Source organism: Mycobacteroides chelonae (assembly GCF_016767715.1).
Lineage (GTDB): Bacteria > Actinomycetota > Actinomycetes > Mycobacteriales > Mycobacteriaceae > Mycobacterium > Mycobacterium gwanakae.
Window position 1 is genome coordinate 4,330,702 of record NZ_CP050145.1, and the last position, 17,134, is coordinate 4,347,835.

The window sequence follows — 17,134 nt, forward strand, 5'->3', positions numbered from 1 at the left end:
GTGTCCCTGCCCGAACTCGGTACGCGGGTCGCCATCCGCAGCCAACGGCCTGCCGGCTCGGTGCCCCCGTTCACCGACACCGTCGGCGAGTTGGTGGCAACGCATCCGGCGGTACGGGTACTGCATAAATCCGGTGCGGTGGTGGATATTTCGCCCCTCGATATCGTCTCGGTGCGCGTATTGCCCCCAGTTCCGGTGCTGAACCGGGACATCAGATCCGCGCAGCGAGCAGCGGCCTTCGCCTGGCCGGGTATCGAACACGCTTGGGTGGACGGATGGTTTGTGCGGGCCGCGGGCGGGTACACACATCGCGGCAACTCTGCTGTCCCACTGGAACATTCGGCATCCCCTCGGTCGCTCGGCGATGTGGGTTTCTGGTACTCCGCACACCAGTTGCCCACCCTGTTGTGCCTGCCCGACCGGTTGGTACATCCGCCCGAGACGCTGGTGACGAGCGAGGAAACCGTGGTGATGGTGCGTGATCTGGGCGAGCCGGATGGCCCGCCCCTGCCTCCGGCACCACCGCCGGATTGGCTTGCCCTGCATGGAGATAGCCACCCCCTGACGGTGCCGGTGCTAACCGCGGTGATCGACGGGAAACTGGGCTTTGCTTCCGTCGCCGATAACGGTCCCGCCGTGGCCATCGCGCGCGGTGCCGTCACCGAGGGCTGGCTCGGCATCTCCGCGGTACGGGTGGCCGAGACCCATCGACGCCGGGGGCTGGCCCGACAGGTGTGTGAGGTACTGCTGGGCTGGGGGGCCGCGCAGGGCGCGCGCCGCGCATACGTCCAGGTACGGGCGGAGAACATGGCTGCGCTCGCGCTGTACCCGAGCTTGGGTTTTACCGAACAACACCGATACCGGTATGCACGTATCGAGGCCGTCAGCATCGAAAAGTAGGGTGACGTCATGCGATTGGCCACCTGGAATGTGAACTCCATCCGCGCCCGTGCCGACAGGGTGATCTCCTGGCTGGAACGCTCCGGCACCGATGTGCTCGCGATGCAGGAGACCAAGTGCTCCGACAAGCAGTTCCCCATGCAGGCGTTCACCGATGCCGGGTACGAGGTGGCACACGTGGGACTGAGCCAGTGGAACGGGGTGGCCATCGCCTCGCGAGTCGGGCTGGACGATGTGACCGTCGGATTCGAGGGTCAGCCCGGGTGGGCGTCCGGCGCGGATGCCGAGGAAGCCGCCGAGGCCCGAGCGCTCGGCGCCACCTGCAACGGAGTGCGGGTATGGAGCCTCTACGTCCCGAACGGCCGGACGCTGCAGGATCCGCATTACCAGTACAAGCTGCGGTGGCTCTCTGCCCTACGTGACGAGGCCGCCGGCTGGCTCGCAGCCGATCCCGCGGCACAGGTGGCGCTAGTGGGTGACTGGAACATCGCACCCACCGACGACGACATCTGGAGCGTCGAGGCCTATGAGGGCAGCACCCACGTGTCCGAGCCCGAGCGCACCGCGTTCACCGCGATGAACGACGCCGGATTCGCCGATGTGGTGCGGCCGTTCACCCCCGGTCCAGGCGTGTACACCTACTGGGATTACACGCAACTGAGCTTCCCCAAGAAGCGCGGGATGCGCATCGATTTCGTCCTCGGCTCACCGGAATTCGCCAAGCGGGTGGGCGACGCGCATATCGACCGTGAGGAACGTAAGGGCAAGGGCGCAAGCGACCACGCTCCGGTCGTCGTCGATCTGGACTGATACCGGCGCGAAGTTCCCGCAGCAAATCCTGCCCGCGCTACCCTCAGAGAACTACTGATCGAGGGGGTAGCGATGATGCGCCGGTTCCACGCGTTGGCGATCGCTCTGATGCTCACCATGGCGGCCTGTACGTCACCGCCCAACGGCATCGAGATCGTGACCAACGGAGAAACACCGATGGGACCGACACCGTCAACTACGACCACCGCGACGACGAAACCACGGCCCACGGTTCCGCTGCCGCCTCCGACCGGCAACATCGGAGACGTCAAGCTCAAGTATCTGTTTTATGAGGCGATCCGGCTGTCCGGGTCGATCGTGGCACCGACGATCATCGACGGCCGATTCAACAGCACGGGGTGGCCGACCCTGCTCTATCGACGGGATAAGTCCGACGAGTTGCTCGACTACGGATACGTGACCGGCATCAGCATCTCGCGCGAGCCGGTTACTCCGAACAACGACGCCACCACCCTATTGGGAGTCAAGATCCGGCTGTTCAAAGACGAGGCGTCCGCGGCAGCGGCGACGGAAGCCCTATTCAGCCTCCGAAACCAACTGGACCCTGGCGAATCCAAACGTGTGGAGACCGTGGAGATTCCAGGTTTTCCGGCTGCCAAGGCGTACGCCACACACAAAAACTACGGCCAGTCTGTCTACGCGGAAACCGTGGCGTATCTCCAACGCGGGCCACTCGTGGTGCGGGTTGACATCAGTCAGCAACCAGACGTCGAGAGCGCGGAAATCCTGTCCCGCTACCTGACCCGGCAGTTCCAGGAGCTGGAGCACTTCACGCCCACCCCGATTGAGCAATTAAGCTCGCTCACATCGCCTTTCGACCCCGATGGATCCTTGCTCAGACTCGCCACCGACAAGACCTCGTTCAACCCCAGCGGCAGCGGCGCCGTCTTCGACGCGCGTGGTGCGGCGCTGTTTCACTCCGACATCCCGGCGTGGCTTGAGATCTATCGCGAAACCGGTGTCGACCGGTTCATCGTCGCCGATAGCGCTCGAGTGACACGCGCGGGCGATGATATGGGCGCCAAACGTCTACTGGATGCACTGCGACCCGAGTTACAGGCCAGGACGGATTACGGCCCGCCGAGCGCGCCGTCCACCGTGCCGAACGCCGAATGCCTGCAGTACAAGTCGGGTACCGGTGACGACCCGCTCCTGACGTGCCTGTTCCAGCAGGGACGGTATGTCGCATGGGTGCAGGGCGCCCTGTCGGTGATCGGTCAACGCGTCCAGGATCAGCGGAACCGGCTTAGCTAACAGAAATCAGCTGCGGACGACCTTCTCACCGTATGCTTCTGCGCATGGGTGGGGACGATCCCGTCAGCGAATCCAACGAGCCGGAGAATCGCAGGTTCCTGGATCGCTATTCGCTGAAACGGTTGCACCAGGTCGCGATCGTCGCGGTGTTGGCGATGACCGCGGCCTTCGGCGGATTGGAAACCGCCGAGCCGATGACACCGGTGGCACTGGGATCCTCGTATTCGAACGGCGTCTACACGATCACACCGCATCGCGTCGCCCAGATCTGTGACCCCGCACGCCTGCCGACCCGCAACCAGTTGCTGTTGCAGAAGGCCGCTAAGGAGCGCCAGCTCGTGGGCCTGTTCGCGACCGTGGAGAACACCGCCGACTCGTCCGGGGTGGTGTTGCACGACCTCAAGCCCAGTAACAGCGCCGTATTCAGTCTGGTCGGCGACGATGTTCGAGACGAGGGCGCCTACGGGCCCTACGGCCTGCTATCGGTCCTGCAGCCGGGAAAGGTCCAGGACGTGATCGTCGTTTGGGGATTCCCGTTCGGCAAAGCGCAGCCGGGCGATGACGTCATCATCAAAATGTCCGACTTCGAACGAGCCGCCGGGGTTGCCAATACCGTCACCACCTGGGGTGCCACGGGTCATTACGGCGAGCTTCGCACCACCATCGGCAGGTGCGAGTGATGCGGCGAAATCGGGCCATCGTCGCAGTCCAGGCCGTTATTTGCGCCCTGCTGCTCGCAGGCTCGGCCTACCTATACATGAATGTGCCGAAACGCACCGACTCGTACGCACCGCTCCTGGTGCACGGCACTGCCCCGGCACCCACCGCGGGCCGCAATCTGTCGGTGACCGTACATCGAGTGTTCTCGGCGCCCGAAGTCCGCGTGAAGTCATCGGTCAGCGACTCCAGCATCGACACCTACCAGACCAAGGGCCGCTACATCGCGATCGATCTCTCCTATGAAACCGTCCGCACACCCGACAGGATCGATTTGCAGCTCGAGGCCGACCACCGCAACATCGACCGGGAGAACTTCGCCGCCACTAAGGCCTCCGGGCAACCAGGTGTCAGCGTGCGCAAGACATGGGTGTTTGACGCCCCAGAGCCTCCCAGAGCGCTCAATCTTCTCGCAATCATCTTCCCGGATAATGACTTTCGTATGATGCAGGGCTGGGTCGACTCACAACTCCTGATCGTCATCCCGCCCGAAATGATTCAAGAGCGGCCATTGCTGACGCTCGTGAACGAGCAGGTCGTTCCATGAGAAACTGGCTGCGGCGCAACATTATTGGAGCGATACTGATCGTTGTCGGAGTGCTCACCTTCGGCATTACGGTGGGCTATCCCTCGTGGAAAGAGAACCTTGGGACCGATATCCCCGCCGCCACCGTGCCCGCCGGCGCCACGGTCAAGATCGACGGCGTGCTATGGCGTATGCGCGCTCTAGACATGCCCACTCCTGCGTACTCCAAGTACGACTCCCCTCAGCCACCCGGAACACGTTTTGTGGCGTATGCATTCGACCGATCCAAGGACGGGAAGCCAGCCGCGCTGGATGAGGGATGGGCGATGTGTCGCGCCACATTTGTCGATCAGAGCTATCGGCACTGGTATGGACAGATAGGGCTACTGCCGGTCTCGGTGTCGGATTGGACCCGGAAGCAGGGGTATGACGCCTGCAATACTGCCGGCGCATTCGCGGCCGTCATGGTGGTTCCAGAGGACGCCGACATCACCGCAGTGGACGTCGAGTTCGCACCCGAAAAAGGAAGCGCGAAAAAATACCGCTTCGTGCGGTTCATACCTCCTTCGTGACCGACGGCCGCGAGGCTCTCTCCACGCAATGCCAATACATTGCCACCACAAGGCATATCCGAAGCGGATCGATCAATGCGCCAATCGCTGTCCGGAAGGACTCGCGATACGACGCCCACCAGATCCACTCATGCGGTCCCAGCAGCATGGCCACGCCGCGCCACATGTACCCGTCGGTCACGTAGACGTTGAAGTAGGCACCGTTGGGATCCAGGACCACGGTCGCCATGAACACAAAGCCGAAGAAACACAGCGTCACCGGCCCGGAATGCACGGTGAGCCGGAGAGTGTCTCGCAGTTGGTCGGCTATGCCCAGCAGGCTCCGGAAGATTTCGGACGCACGCGTCTGGACGATGACCGGCAGCCGCTGCCAACGTGCCTTCGCCGCGAGGCCGGTCCGACTTGCCACATCGGTGACGCGGGAGCCCTGAAGTTCCCCGAATGCCGCCTGGCTGGCCCCCGCCCACGTGGTTTGCGGCCGAGCCGCATAGACGGTTCCCACAATGGCAATCCACGTCACCGCCAACAACACCGCAAGCACGGTCGGCCCCACCGCATCGGTGATCCACTTCCACACCTGACCGAGGAGGCTGAAGTGCGCGAAAAACCGCTCCTTCTGCTCGGTGTACCAGACGATGACCTTGCGCTCAGATACCCATTTCGGGCTCCCCACAAGCCGATTCGACGCGGCATTGAGCAGCAGCACCACCCACAGAGCCTGTAGGTAGACGGCCACCAGCTGGGTCCAGGCAGGGAGCTTCTCGGAATACCTGGTCAAGGCGCCACGGGCCACGAACGCGATCAGTATCGCCAGATATGCCCGCCAGTCGCTGGGAGTCATGAACTCCTGAGCCTGCGTCAACGTCCTCTCGGGGGCGCCGCCGGAGTAGGCCGCGTAGGAGAGGTCGGCGTTCAATGAACCCAGGTACAACGCGTAGTCGGCCAGAATCAGCCGCCACGCCGCAAAGAGCACGAACACCGGAAGAATCGTCTTGAGCACGATGCCCACGAAGGCCTGATACCGCGACCGGCCATCGGTGTTCTCGTCGGGGAGGTTCGTCTCCCCGCGTATGACCAAAAACATCAGGATGTACGTGCTGAGTCTGGCCAGAGCCGCCAACGGCATGATCAGGTCGCCCCAGAATCCACCGAAGTGCACGCCCACATAGAGGGCCAGTTTGATCAGCCAGTACCGGGCGAGCCAGCCGAGGAGCCAAACTCCGATGAGCCGCGGCCAGCAGCGCCACCACAAGATCCCCGTACGGCGCAGCAGATCCACCGGACCGGATATCCCCCACGTTGCCATGGGCAGATAGTAGCTAGCTCAGTCCTCCGCGTGGGCGTACTTGCCACCGGCACCCAGCGAGGCCAGAGCCGCGATGGCCATCATCAGCGCGGCGGCGACGAACACCACCACCAGACCGGCATGGAAGGGCTCGGTGATGAGATTCGGGAAGAACGACTGCCCCGTCAGCTCGGCCGCGTTGACCCCCGGCTGCTCCAGAACACCTGAAGGAGCGAGCAATTCACTGATGGGGTTGTAGCCGAGGAATGCCGCGAACAGGCTGCCCACTGGTGGTGTACCGGCCACTTCAGCGGCAGTGGCGGCGGGCACGCCCTGGGCGGTCAGACCCGACTGCATCGCCCCCGGCATCGTGGCGGAAAGCCCGACGATCATGAGCGAGAAGAAGATTCCAATCGATAGGGAGTTGCCCGCGTTGAAGAAGGTGCCACGCACCCCCGAGGCGGCGCCGCGCTGATGGGCGGGCACGCTCGACATGATGGCCGCGGTGTTGGGTGCGGTGAAGATGGCCGATCCCAACCCGTTGAGAAAGATGAGCGCCGCGAAGGCCCAGTAATTGAAGTTCACCGGAATGGCGATGAGCGCCAGGAACGTCACCGCCGACAGCACCATGCCGCCGGTGGCGAACGGCCGGGCGCCATAGCGGTCCGAGAGCACACCGGCCACCGGGCCGGCCAACAGGAAGCCAAGTGTCATGGGCAGCAGGAAGATTCCCGCCCACAGCGGGGTCGATTCATAGCTATATCCGCGCAATGGCAACCAGATGCCCTGCAGCCAGATGATGAGCATGAACTGCAGACCGCCACGACCCACCGACGCCAGTAGATTGGCCAGGTTCCCCAGGCCGAACGCACGGTTCTTGAATAAGCGCATATCCAGCATCGGGTCGGCCACCCGAGACTCGATCACACAGAACAGCACCAGCAGAGCGACACCGGCGATCAACGATCCGTAGACCAGCGGGTTGCCCCATCCGGTATTTGAATTGCCGTACGGCTGAATGCCATACGTGATGCCGGTGAGCAGCACAGTCAGCCCCAGCGCGACGGTCACGGTTCCGGCCCAGTCCAGCTTTCCCGGCGTGGGCTGGTCGATCTCGACGAGCGACCGGTACGACCACACTGTGCCCAGCAGGCCCAGCGGCACACCCACCCAGAAGATGGCGCGCCAATCCCATTCGGAGAGCACGCCTCCGATCAACAGCCCCAGGAAGGACCCGGCCACCGCGGCCACCTGGTTGATGCCCAGCGCCAGACCGCGCTGTGTGGAGGGGAAGGCATCGGTCAGGATCGCCGACGAGTTGGCCATCAGCATGGCCCCACCCACCCCTTGCACCACGCGCCAGGCGATGAGCCAGACCGCACCGCCGCCGTAGTGGAAGGGATCGAACGAGAGCACTACCGCCGCAACGGTGAAGACGACGAAGCCCATGTTGTATATCCGGACTCGCCCGTACATGTCGCCGAGGCGACCGAACAACACAACGAGCACCGCGGAGGCCAGCAGATAACCCATGAGCATCCAGAGCAGATAGCTCACGTTCCCGGCAGCGAGCGGGTTCAGACCGATGCCGCGGAAAATGGCCGGAAGTGAGATCAGGACAATCGACGAGTTGATGGTCGCCAGCAGCACACCCAGCGTGGTGTTGGACAGCGCCACCCACTTGTAGTGCGGATGGTCGCGATCCACCCGCACACGACGTCGGGCGGTTGCGATATCCGCAGCTGTCTCGTCGGTCCGTGTCATCAATTCAGTCATCGTCACCCTTGTTGCGCGCTTCTCCCCCGACGCGGCCAGCGGAGCATCCCAGCCCGGCCGTCTGTGGACACCACGGTGCACAACTTTAGCAAGGGAAACTATATTCCCAAAACTTTCGAGCCCTCATCTGTCAGATCGGGCTTCGGGCGCATGCCTCATCCGGTTCGAGTGCGAGCCTGACGCGTAAATCTGGCCGAAAATCCGGGTGAGGCTCGCACTCGACGGAGAAATCCGTGGCTCACCGAGTAGCGTGGCCAGTGTTCGTCAACGAACAGCCCCAACACAAAAAGACACGGGAGCGCACACCAGTGCGCTGAGAGGACGGCTAGGGCCGTCGACCGTATGAACCTGACCGGGTAATGCCGGCGTAGGGAGGAAGAAATGCCTGACCAATCACGTACCCCCGAGACCGTCACCACGGGCCCCATCCAGGGCAGCGAGAAGATCTACCAAGAGCTCGATAGCGGCCTGCGGGTGCCGCAGCGCCGCGTCAACCTGACCAACGGTGAGCATCTGGACCTCTATGACACCTCCGGTCCGTACACCGACACCGATGCCGTCATCGATCTGCAGAAGGGTCTGCCGCCGCGCGCCGGGATCGTGACCGATCGCGGCACGCAACTACAGCGTGCCCGCGCCGGTGAGATCACCGCCGAGATGGAGTTCATCGCCGTCCGCGAGGGTGTCCCCGCCGAGCTGGTGCGCAGCGAGGTCGCGATGGGCCGCGCGGTGATCCCGGCCAACCACAAGCATCCCGAGAGCGAGCCGATGATCATCGGCAAGGCCTTCGGCGTCAAGATCAATGCCAACATCGGCAACTCGGCCGTCACCTCCTCTATCGCCGAGGAAGTCGAGAAGATGGTCTGGGCCATCCGCTGGGGCGCCGACAACATCATGGACCTGTCCACCGGTAAGGACATCCATCAGACCCGCGAATGGATCCTGCGCAACTCGCCCGTCCCCGTGGGCACGGTGCCGATCTACCAGGCGCTGGAGAAGACGAACGGCGACCCGGCAGCCCTCACCTGGGAGCTGTACCGCGACACCGTGATCGAGCAGGCCGAGCAGGGCGTGGACTACATGACCGTGCATGCCGGAGTGCTGCTGCGCTACGTGCCACTAACCGCCAAGCGTGTCACCGGCATCGTCTCGCGCGGCGGCTCGATCATGGCCGCCTGGTGCCTGGCACATCACCGGGAATCGTTCCTCTACACCCATTTCGAGGAGCTGTGCGAGATCCTGGCGCGCTACGACGTGACCTTCTCGCTCGGCGACGGCCTGCGCCCGGGCTCCATTGCCGACGCCAACGACGAGGCGCAGTTCGCCGAGCTGCGTACCCTCGGCGAGCTGACAAAAATCGCCAAATCCCATGGTGTGCAGGTGATGATCGAAGGCCCCGGCCACGTTCCGATGCACAAGATCGTCGAGAACGTGAAGCTTGAGGAGGAGCTCTGCGAGGAGGCTCCGTTCTACACGCTGGGTCCGCTGGCCACTGATATCGCCCCGGCCTACGACCACATCACCTCGGCCATCGGCGCCGCGATCATCGCCCAGGCCGGTACGGCAATGCTGTGCTACGTCACCCCCAAGGAGCATCTGGGGCTGCCTGACCGCAAGGACGTCAAGGACGGCGTGATCGCCTACAAGATTGCCGCGCACGCCGCCGACCTGGCCAAGGGGCATCCGCGCGCCCAGCTGCGCGATAATGCATTGTCCAAGGCGCGCTTCGAGTTCCGCTGGGATGACCAGTTCAATCTGTCACTCGATCCGGACACCGCCCGCGAATTCCACGACGAGACGCTGCCCGCCGAGCCGGCCAAGACCGCGCACTTCTGCTCCATGTGCGGCCCGAAGTTCTGCTCGATGCGCATCACCGCCGATATCCGGGAGTTCGCGGCCCAGAACGGTCTGGAGACCCAGGAGGACATCGACGCGATGCTGGCACGCGGCATGGAGGAGAAGTCGGCGGAGTTCGCCGAACACGGCAACCGGGTCTATCTGCCGATCGCGTGAGCATGAACACCTTCCTGCCCCTCCCGGAGCCAGGAGTCACCCCGGTGCGTGCGATGACCATCGCCGGGTCCGACTCCGGGGGCGGGGCAGGTATCCAAGCCGATATGCGCACCATGGCACTGCTCGGCGTGCACGGATGCGTGGCGGTCACCGCGGTGACCGTGCAGAACTCGTTGGGTGTCAGGGACTTTCACGAGATTCCGCCACAGGTAGTGGCCGCGCAGATGGACGCGGTCATCACCGATATCGGCATCCAGGCGGCCAAGACCGGGATGTTGGCCTCCGCGCCGATCATCGAGGCCATCGCGCAGGCATGGTCGCACCTGGCGCCTGGCGTGCCCCTGGTCGTCGATCCGGTGTGCGCGTCCATGCACGGCGATCCGCTGCTGCACCCCAGTGCACTGGATGCCCTACGCACACAGTTATTTCCGTTGGCAACACTCGTCACTCCCAATCTGGACGAGGTACGCCTGCTCGTGGACGTCGATGTAGTCGACGAGGAATCGCAAAGGGAAGCGGCGCGAAAACTACATGCCCTCGGGCCCCAATGGGCGCTGGTGAAGGGTGGGCACCTTCGATCCAGCGATACCAGCACCGACCTGCTTTTCGACGGGACCGAATTTCACTACTTCCCCGTCGAGCGGGTGGACACCGGCCATGATCACGGCGCCGGGGACACCCTCGCCGCATCTATCAGTTGCGCACTGGCCCATGGTTTTTCCGTGGTCGAGGCAGTGGCATTCGGGAAACGGTGGATCACCGAGTGCCTGCGAGCCGCGTATCCACTTGGCCGAGGCCACGGCCCGGTATCGGCCCTCTTTAGACTCAACGTGTGAGCACCGAGGAACTTCCGGATATCGCCGGAATTGCGCATCACCCCGACGGGCAGCCGCATGGCGCCGTGGTGCTGACCCACGGCGCCGGCGGTAGCTGCCACTCCCCCATGCTGCGCTTGTTGTGCACGGCGTGGGCCGAACGCGGCTGGCTGGCACTACGTTTCGATATGCCCTTCCGGCGCAACCGGCCCAGCGGTCCGCCCTCGGCCTCATCGGCCGACAAGGACCGCGCTGGTATCGCCGAGGTGATCGAGAAGGCTCGTGCCATGGTGGACGGCCCGCTCCTGGCCGGCGGTCATTCGTATGGCGGACGCCAGACCTCGATGCTCATATCGGAAAAGGGCCCGATCATCGACGTCCTGACGTTGTTCTCCTACCCGCTGCATCCGCCCGGTAAGCCCGATCGGCTTCGCACCGAACATCTGGCTGGCATCGCGGTTCCGACGGTGTTCACCCATGGCAGCTCGGATGCGTTCGGCACCATCGCCGAAATCAAGGCGGCGTCGGTCCTGATACCGGGCGGAGCGACGATCGTGGAGATCACCGGCGCACGTCACGACTTGGGGTCCAAGACAATCGACGTCCCGGCCCTGGCCATCGACGCCGCGCTAACGGTTCTGAAACGAACCGACGGAGCCTAACCCTCGCCGACCGTGCGCCAGTCGCACGTCAGCAACTGCGCCGCTCGCCGCAGGTCGGCCTCGGCCTGCGCCACGGTGAGACCACCGTTGAGGCACACCTGAATGCAGCCGAACCACTGGTGCACCAGCAGCCTGATCACGGCCTCATCCTCTTCGGACGGATCGGAAAGACCGGCCACCTCGGAAATCAGCTCGTGGAATCGCTTCTCGACCTGCATCAGGTCCGGCACCTCGGCCAGCGACGCCGAGTTGGAGGACCGGATCATCGCGATCGCCAGCATGCGGCGCCGTGTCAGGCCGCGCAGCGCCCGTACCAGCGCTTCGCCCACCCGGTCGGCCGCCGTTTCCTTCCCGTCCGGAGAGACGGGAATGCGGCCCACTAGCCGTTCCGATTCCCGGACGAGAGCCGACACGAACAGATGCCGCTTCGTCGGGAAGTAGCGATACAACGTGCCGATGGCAACGTTGGCGTGCTTGGCGACGTCGTGCATCTGGACGTGGTCGAGCTCGCGCGTCATGGCGAGTTCTTCGGCCGCGTCGAGCATGCGCTTGTACTGCTCATGTTGGCGCCGGGTCGACGGCATGGCGGCTGGCCGCACCGGTGACGCTTCAACCATGGCGCTCACGATCTTTTCACCTGCATAAATAACCCCGAAACTGGAACCTGTTCTAAATAAGGTAGCACTACCGCAGGCCCGCGCACTACGATTTCGCGGTCCTGATTCAGATCCCGGTTTTCGGCGTTCCCGCCAGCATCGCCAGCAGCAGCTCCGCGCGTACCCGTGCGATGTCGAGGTCACAGACCAGCAGCGCCTGTACCGTCTCGATACGTTTGCGCAGCGTATGGCGGTGTACACCGACCGCAGTGGCCGCCGATTCCCAATGGCCGTTCGCCTCCAGATAGGCCCGCAGGGACACCATCAGGTCGGTGCCGTGATTGGCGTCGTGCTCGACGATGGGCGCCAACGTCGCATTGGCAACGGCGATCAGCACCTCACGACTCGCGCCGAAGGACAGCAGCGCGCTGCCGGCAAGCGAGGTGAACTCCAGCGGTGTGCCACCGCGCTCGGCCACCGATGCGGCGAGCTTCGCGTTCTGTACCGCATCACCCAACCGCCCCACCGCGTGCGCTCCGCTCAACCCAGCTCGCAGCCCCTTGCGCGTGCGTCCATCCACGTCGGTGAACAATTTCCGGGCGAATTCGGCGGTCTCCGATCCCGGCACTACGACGATGAGGCGGGACTCGGCGGCGTGCGCAAAGACCGGGTAGCCCGCAGACTCCATGGCACGGGTGACCGCAGACTGCACCCGCCGCAGCGCCGCCTGTGATTCGGCATCCACCACCAGCGCCCGGATCCGCCCGCGCCCATCGGCGGCCTGCGCCAGTTGCGCCCATACCGGTTCCAGGTTCCGTTCATCGCCGAGCAGCAGCCCCAGCGCCTGCCCATTCAACTGCCGCTGCGCGTCCTGCAGCCGCGACGGCTTATCGAAATCCAAGGCCAGCAAGGAGTTTGCGTGCCCCAGCAGCACCTGATCCACGAAGGTCAAGGGCGTCTTACTGACAACGGCCAGCACTCCGTAAGACGTACCGCCCACCCCGATCGTCTGTTGCGCAACGGCAACTTCCGGGTCCAGTTGTTGCGCGACGGCCGATACACCCGGGGTCAATGCGCCGCGGACCAGATTGATCGTCGCGACATCCAGATTGCGTGGATGACTGGCGATCACCGTGCCACTCGAGTCCAGCACCACGACGTTGGCACGCAGCGACCGCCCGAGCTCCGCCGTGACCGCCTGCACACCTCCGTTGACGATTGCGCGGGTGATCCGGGGCTGTGCCCGCGATGCGCGCAGCACCGCGTCATACTCCAGTTCGGCGATGTGCGTGCTCACCGCCTTGACCACGGCGGCAAAGGGAGTGCGCAGAGGCACCTCCAACAACGGCATACCCAGCTCGTCGGCCGCAGCCACCAACTCCCCCGGCACCTCGTCAAATGTCAGGCCGGTACCGAATCCCAGTGCGGCTACCCCATTTTCATCCAGCGCCCGTAGATAGCCCAGCCGTTCCGGCGCCGTCGTGGGCAGACCGATACCGGTGGTGAGCACCAGCTCTCCACCGGATAGCCATTGGGCGGGGTCGGCGAGTTCTGTGGTGAGCGCCAAATTGATCTCGCGCCCCACACCCGCGGCGCCGCCCTTCAAGGTGAGTTTCAGGTCCGGCTGATCCAACACCCAACGCACCGGAACAGTCACCTCACGGGACTGTACAGAATGGTGAAAAACACCGCCAAGATTCCCCGAATTGTCGGATGATCAGGGATGTGTCCTGCCGCACACTGGTTGTCTGCGTGCTTTCTTGACGTGCTTAGACGGATTCCCTCGACGGATGGACGTGCCACATGCCGGACTCGATACTGCAGAACTACATTGACGGCCAGTTCGTCGATTCCTTATCCCTGAAATCTACCGAGCCCATCGACCTGATCAACCCGGTCGATGAGTCGGTGGTGGGGCGCGCCCCCGTGTCCAATGCCGACGACGTGAACGCGGCGGTGAGCGCCGCCGAACGTGCCTTCGCCACCTGGGGCAAGACCACACCCAGCGTCCGGCAGCAGGCGCTGCTCAAACTCGCCGACGCGATCGAGGCGCATATCGACGAGATCGTCGAGGCCCAATGCCGTAACACCGGTCAGCCGAAGGCTGTCATCGCTGCCGAAGAGGTGACGGTGAGCGCCGACCAGCTCCGGTTCTTCGCGGGAGCTGCGCGACTTGTCGAAGGCAAATCTGCCGGCGAGTACATGGAGGGGTTCACCTCCTATGTTCGGCGCGAGCCCATCGGGGTTGTCGGACAGGTGACCCCGTGGAACTACCCATTCATGATGGCCATCTGGAAGATCGGCCCCGCGCTGGCAGCCGGGAACACCATCGTCCTCAAGCCCAGCGACACCACCCCGGAGAGCACACTGGTGCTGGCCCGGCTGACGAAGGGGATCTTGCCCGACGGCGTCTTCAACGTTGTGTTGGGTACCGCGACCACCGGCTCCGAATTGGTGAGTCATCCCGCCATCGGCCTGGTGTCGATCACGGGGTCGGTGCGGGCCGGTATCGCCGTCGCGGCCTCGGCAGCCGAACAGCTCAAGCGCAGTCACCTCGAGCTCGGCGGCAAGGCCCCGGTCGTGGTGTTCGGCGACGTCGATATCGACAAGGCGGCCACCGGTATCGCACAGGCCGCCTTCTTCAACGCCGGCCAGGACTGTACGGCCGCCACCCGGGTGATCGTGCACCAGTCGATCCATGACGAGTTCGTCAGCGCCCTCAACTCCGCGGCACAGACTCTGCGGCCGGGCCTGCCCGATGATGCCGACAGCTTCTACGGGCCCATGAACAACATCAACCACTTCACCGCGGTCACCAAGAAACTCGACAACCTGCCCGCACATGCGACGGTTGTAACCGGCGGAAAACGTTGGGGCGACAAGGGGTTCTTCATCGAGCCCACCATCGTCACCGGTGTGCGCCAGGAGGATTCAATCGTCCAGGAAGAGACCTTCGGGCCGATCTTGACCGTCCAATCGTTTGACGACGCGGACGAAGCCGTCCGGCTGGCCAACGGAGTGCGTTACGCACTGGCCTCCAGTGTGTGGACCAAGGACCACGAAACCGCCGAAAAATTCACGCGCGAATTAGATTTCGGTTGCGTGTGGGTCAATTGCCATATTCCGCTGGTCGCCGAGATGCCTCACGGCGGGTTCAAGTACTCCGGCTACGGCAAGGACCTCTCGGCCTACGGCGTGGAGGACTACACCCGGATCAAACATGTGATGAGCGCGCACTAGTAATGGCAACCGACACCTTCCACCCCCTTGATCCCCTCGCGGCGGAGGAATTCACCACGGTCGCAAAGATTCTGGCGCAGACATGCGACGTCGGAAGCCACTGGCGATACACCTCCATCGAACTCGCCGAGCCCTCGAAGGCCGATATCGCCGCCTTCGACAACAACGGCCCCCGGCCTGATCGCCGTGCACTTGCCACCTGCCTGGACACCTCACGCAACGCCACCTACAAGGCGGTCGTCTCGCTGACCTCTGGCGAAGTGCTGTCCTGGGAGCACATTCCCGGGGTGCAACCGAACTTCACGGTCGACGAATGGGAAGAGGCGGACGCTGCTCTTCGCCGCCACCCCGAGGTCATCGCCGCACTGGCACAACGCGGCATCACCGACATGGACCTGGTGTTCATGGATACCTGGACCTACGGCGATGCCGTCATGCCCGAGAAGTACAAGGGCAGACGCCTCGGATGGTCGGATACTTGGGTGCGTTCGAGTGCGGGCGCCAATCCCTATGCCGGCCCCGTCAACGGATTCCACTGCATCATCGACATGAACAGTATGGAGCTGCTGGAGATCGAGGACACCTTCTCCGTACCGCGGCCCGAGATGATGGGCGAATACGTACCCCGGCACATACCGGAACGACTGCGTCAGCAGAGCACCCGGGAGTCGCTGCAGCCACTGCACATCACTCAGCCCGAGGGCACCTCCTTCACCATCGAGGGAAACAAACTCCAGTGGCAGAACTGGTCCTTGCGGGTCGGCTTCAACTACCGCGAGGGCATGACACTGCATGCGGTGACCTACAACGACAACGGAACGGTGCGGTCGGTCGCCAACCGCATGTCCTTCGCCGAGATGATGGTGCCGTATCGGGACCACTGCGAGGATCACTACCGAAGAACAGCTTTCGATATCGGTGAGTGGGGCATCGGCTTCATGACCACCTCGCTGGAACTTGGGTGCGATTGCCTCGGTGAGATTCGCTACCTCGATGCGGTGCTGCATAACAGCAAGGGTGAGCCGTACACGATCAAGAACGCGATCTGTATTCACGAAGAGGACAACGCAGTCCTGTGGAAGCACGTCGATCACGACCATGGCGCCGAGGTGCGCCGCATGCGTCGGCTCACGGTGTCCTTCCACGTCACCGTCGCCAACTATGAATACCTCACGTACTGGCGGTTCTATCAGGACGGGAACATCGAATGTGAGGTCCGCGCAACGGGAATCATGGTGGTGAGCAACTTCGCCGAGGGCGCGGCGCATCCGCATGGAACCCTGGTCGACAACCGGACGTACGCGCCGTACCACCAGCACTTCCTTGTCGCGAGACTCGACCTGGATATCGACGGCACCGAAAACACCGTCTACGCCAGCGAAACCGAGATCGAGCCCGTCAGCCCTGCCAATCCATACGGGCTGTCCCTGCGGCAGCGCAACACCCCGTTGCGCACCGAATCGGAAGGCAAACAGGACTTCTGCTGGCAGACTCAGCGTGCCTGGAAGGTCGTCAACGACAACACTCGCAACGGTATCGGCACCGCACCGGCGTACAAATTGGTGCCCGGTGCGGCAATCCCGGCGATGTTCGACCCGTCTTCCCCGGTGCTGGCACGTTGCCGCGCCATCGAGCACACCCTCTGGGTGACGCCAAACTCACCCGACGAGCGCTGGCCCGCAGGAGAATTCGTCACCCAGAGCAAGGAAGACCACGGCCTGCCCGCCTGGACTGAGAGCAACCGCTCCATCGAAAACACTGATGTGGTGCTGTGGTACGTATTCGGTATCCATCACATCACCCGTCCTGAAGACTGGCCGATCATGCCCGTCGACACCGTGAACTTCTGGCTCAAGCCGGTCGGATTCTTCGACCGTAACCCCTCGCTTGATGTCGCACCCACCCCGCCGAAGAGCTGTCACACGTCAGGACACGAGGAGGCCTAGC

The 17,134-nt window shown here is 63.7% G+C and carries 15 protein-coding genes and 1 riboswitch; of the genes, 11 read left to right on the forward strand and 4 right to left on the reverse strand.

Going from position 1 to position 17,134, the window contains the following annotated elements; translation table 11 throughout:
* From HBA99_RS21375 to HBA99_RS21400, 6 genes are all read left to right on the forward strand, one after another.
* Entirely contained in the window at positions 1–900 is a 900-nt protein-coding gene (locus tag HBA99_RS21375) for an N-acetylglutamate synthase, CG3035 family (RefSeq protein WP_070951998.1), read from the forward strand.
* 9 nt (positions 901–909) lie between these two features.
* Entirely contained in the window at positions 910–1,710 is an 801-nt protein-coding gene (locus tag HBA99_RS21380) for an exodeoxyribonuclease III (protein ID WP_070932629.1), read from the forward strand.
* Between the two features lie 72 nt (positions 1,711–1,782).
* Positions 1,783–2,985 carry a DUF7373 family lipoprotein gene (locus HBA99_RS21385; RefSeq protein WP_234797208.1) on the forward strand — a complete coding sequence of 401 codons (1,203 nt, stop codon included), beginning with the start codon at positions 1,783–1,785 and terminating at the stop codon, positions 2,983–2,985.
* Positions 2,986–3,017: 32 nt separating this feature from the next.
* Positions 3,018–3,665, forward strand: coding sequence for a hypothetical protein (locus tag HBA99_RS21390; protein WP_070951997.1), 648 nt, complete (start codon positions 3,018–3,020; stop codon positions 3,663–3,665).
* Positions 3,665–4,249, forward strand: a complete 585-nt coding sequence (locus HBA99_RS21395) for a hypothetical protein (protein WP_070951996.1) — start codon at positions 3,665–3,667, stop codon at positions 4,247–4,249. Before HBA99_RS21390 ends, HBA99_RS21395 begins: the two co-directional genes overlap by 1 nt.
* A complete protein-coding gene (locus tag HBA99_RS21400) occupies positions 4,246–4,800 on the forward strand; it encodes a hypothetical protein (protein ID WP_070951995.1) in 555 nt (184 codons plus the stop codon). Before HBA99_RS21395 ends, HBA99_RS21400 begins: the two co-directional genes overlap by 4 nt.
* Here the strand turns inward: HBA99_RS21400 and HBA99_RS21405 are convergent.
* Positions 4,784–6,106, reverse strand: coding sequence for a hypothetical protein (locus tag HBA99_RS21405; protein WP_070951994.1), 1,323 nt, complete (start codon positions 6,104–6,106; stop codon positions 4,784–4,786). The genes HBA99_RS21400 and HBA99_RS21405 overlap by 17 nt on opposite strands.
* Positions 6,107–6,124: 18 nt before the next feature.
* Complete coding sequence (locus HBA99_RS21410; protein ID WP_070948878.1) at positions 6,125–7,861, reverse strand: MFS transporter; 1,737 nt, start codon at positions 7,859–7,861, stop codon at positions 6,125–6,127.
* A gap of 282 nt (positions 7,862–8,143) precedes the next feature.
* A riboswitch (TPP riboswitch) is annotated at positions 8,144–8,252 on the forward strand.
* Here HBA99_RS21410 and thiC point away from each other — a divergent pair.
* From thiC to HBA99_RS21425, 3 genes are all read left to right on the forward strand, one after another.
* Positions 8,243–9,874 carry a phosphomethylpyrimidine synthase ThiC gene (thiC, locus tag HBA99_RS21415; protein ID WP_070950973.1) on the forward strand — a complete coding sequence of 544 codons (1,632 nt, stop codon included), beginning with the start codon at positions 8,243–8,245 and terminating at the stop codon, positions 9,872–9,874. (Overlaps the previous riboswitch by 10 nt.)
* A 2-nt stretch (positions 9,875–9,876) precedes the next feature.
* Positions 9,877–10,710 (forward strand): bifunctional hydroxymethylpyrimidine kinase/phosphomethylpyrimidine kinase, encoded by an 834-nt coding sequence (gene thiD, locus HBA99_RS21420; protein WP_109493049.1) that lies wholly within the window; start codon positions 9,877–9,879, stop codon positions 10,708–10,710.
* A complete protein-coding gene (locus tag HBA99_RS21425; protein WP_070923083.1) occupies positions 10,707–11,351 on the forward strand; it encodes an alpha/beta hydrolase family protein in 645 nt (214 codons plus the stop codon). The genes thiD and HBA99_RS21425 overlap by 4 nt, the downstream gene beginning before the upstream one ends.
* Here HBA99_RS21425 and HBA99_RS21430 read toward each other — a convergent pair.
* Positions 11,348–11,968, reverse strand: coding sequence for a TetR/AcrR family transcriptional regulator (locus tag HBA99_RS21430; RefSeq protein ID WP_070951993.1), 621 nt, complete (start codon positions 11,966–11,968; stop codon positions 11,348–11,350). The two genes, HBA99_RS21425 and HBA99_RS21430, sit on opposite strands and share 4 nt — an antisense overlap.
* A gap of 106 nt (positions 11,969–12,074) precedes the next feature.
* Positions 12,075–13,592, reverse strand: coding sequence for a PucR family transcriptional regulator (locus tag HBA99_RS21435; RefSeq protein WP_081347675.1), 1,518 nt, complete (start codon positions 13,590–13,592; stop codon positions 12,075–12,077).
* 158 nt (positions 13,593–13,750) lie between these two features.
* Here HBA99_RS21435 and HBA99_RS21440 point away from each other — a divergent pair, with 158 nt between their 5' ends.
* Both HBA99_RS21440 and HBA99_RS21445 read left to right on the forward strand, forming a co-directional pair.
* A complete protein-coding gene (locus tag HBA99_RS21440; protein WP_030096284.1) occupies positions 13,751–15,187 on the forward strand; it encodes a gamma-aminobutyraldehyde dehydrogenase in 1,437 nt (478 codons plus the stop codon).
* A gap of 2 nt (positions 15,188–15,189) precedes the next feature.
* Positions 15,190–17,133, forward strand: a complete 1,944-nt coding sequence (locus tag HBA99_RS21445) for a primary-amine oxidase (protein WP_070951991.1) — start codon at positions 15,190–15,192, stop codon at positions 17,131–17,133.
* Position 17,134 lies beyond the last annotated feature (1 nt).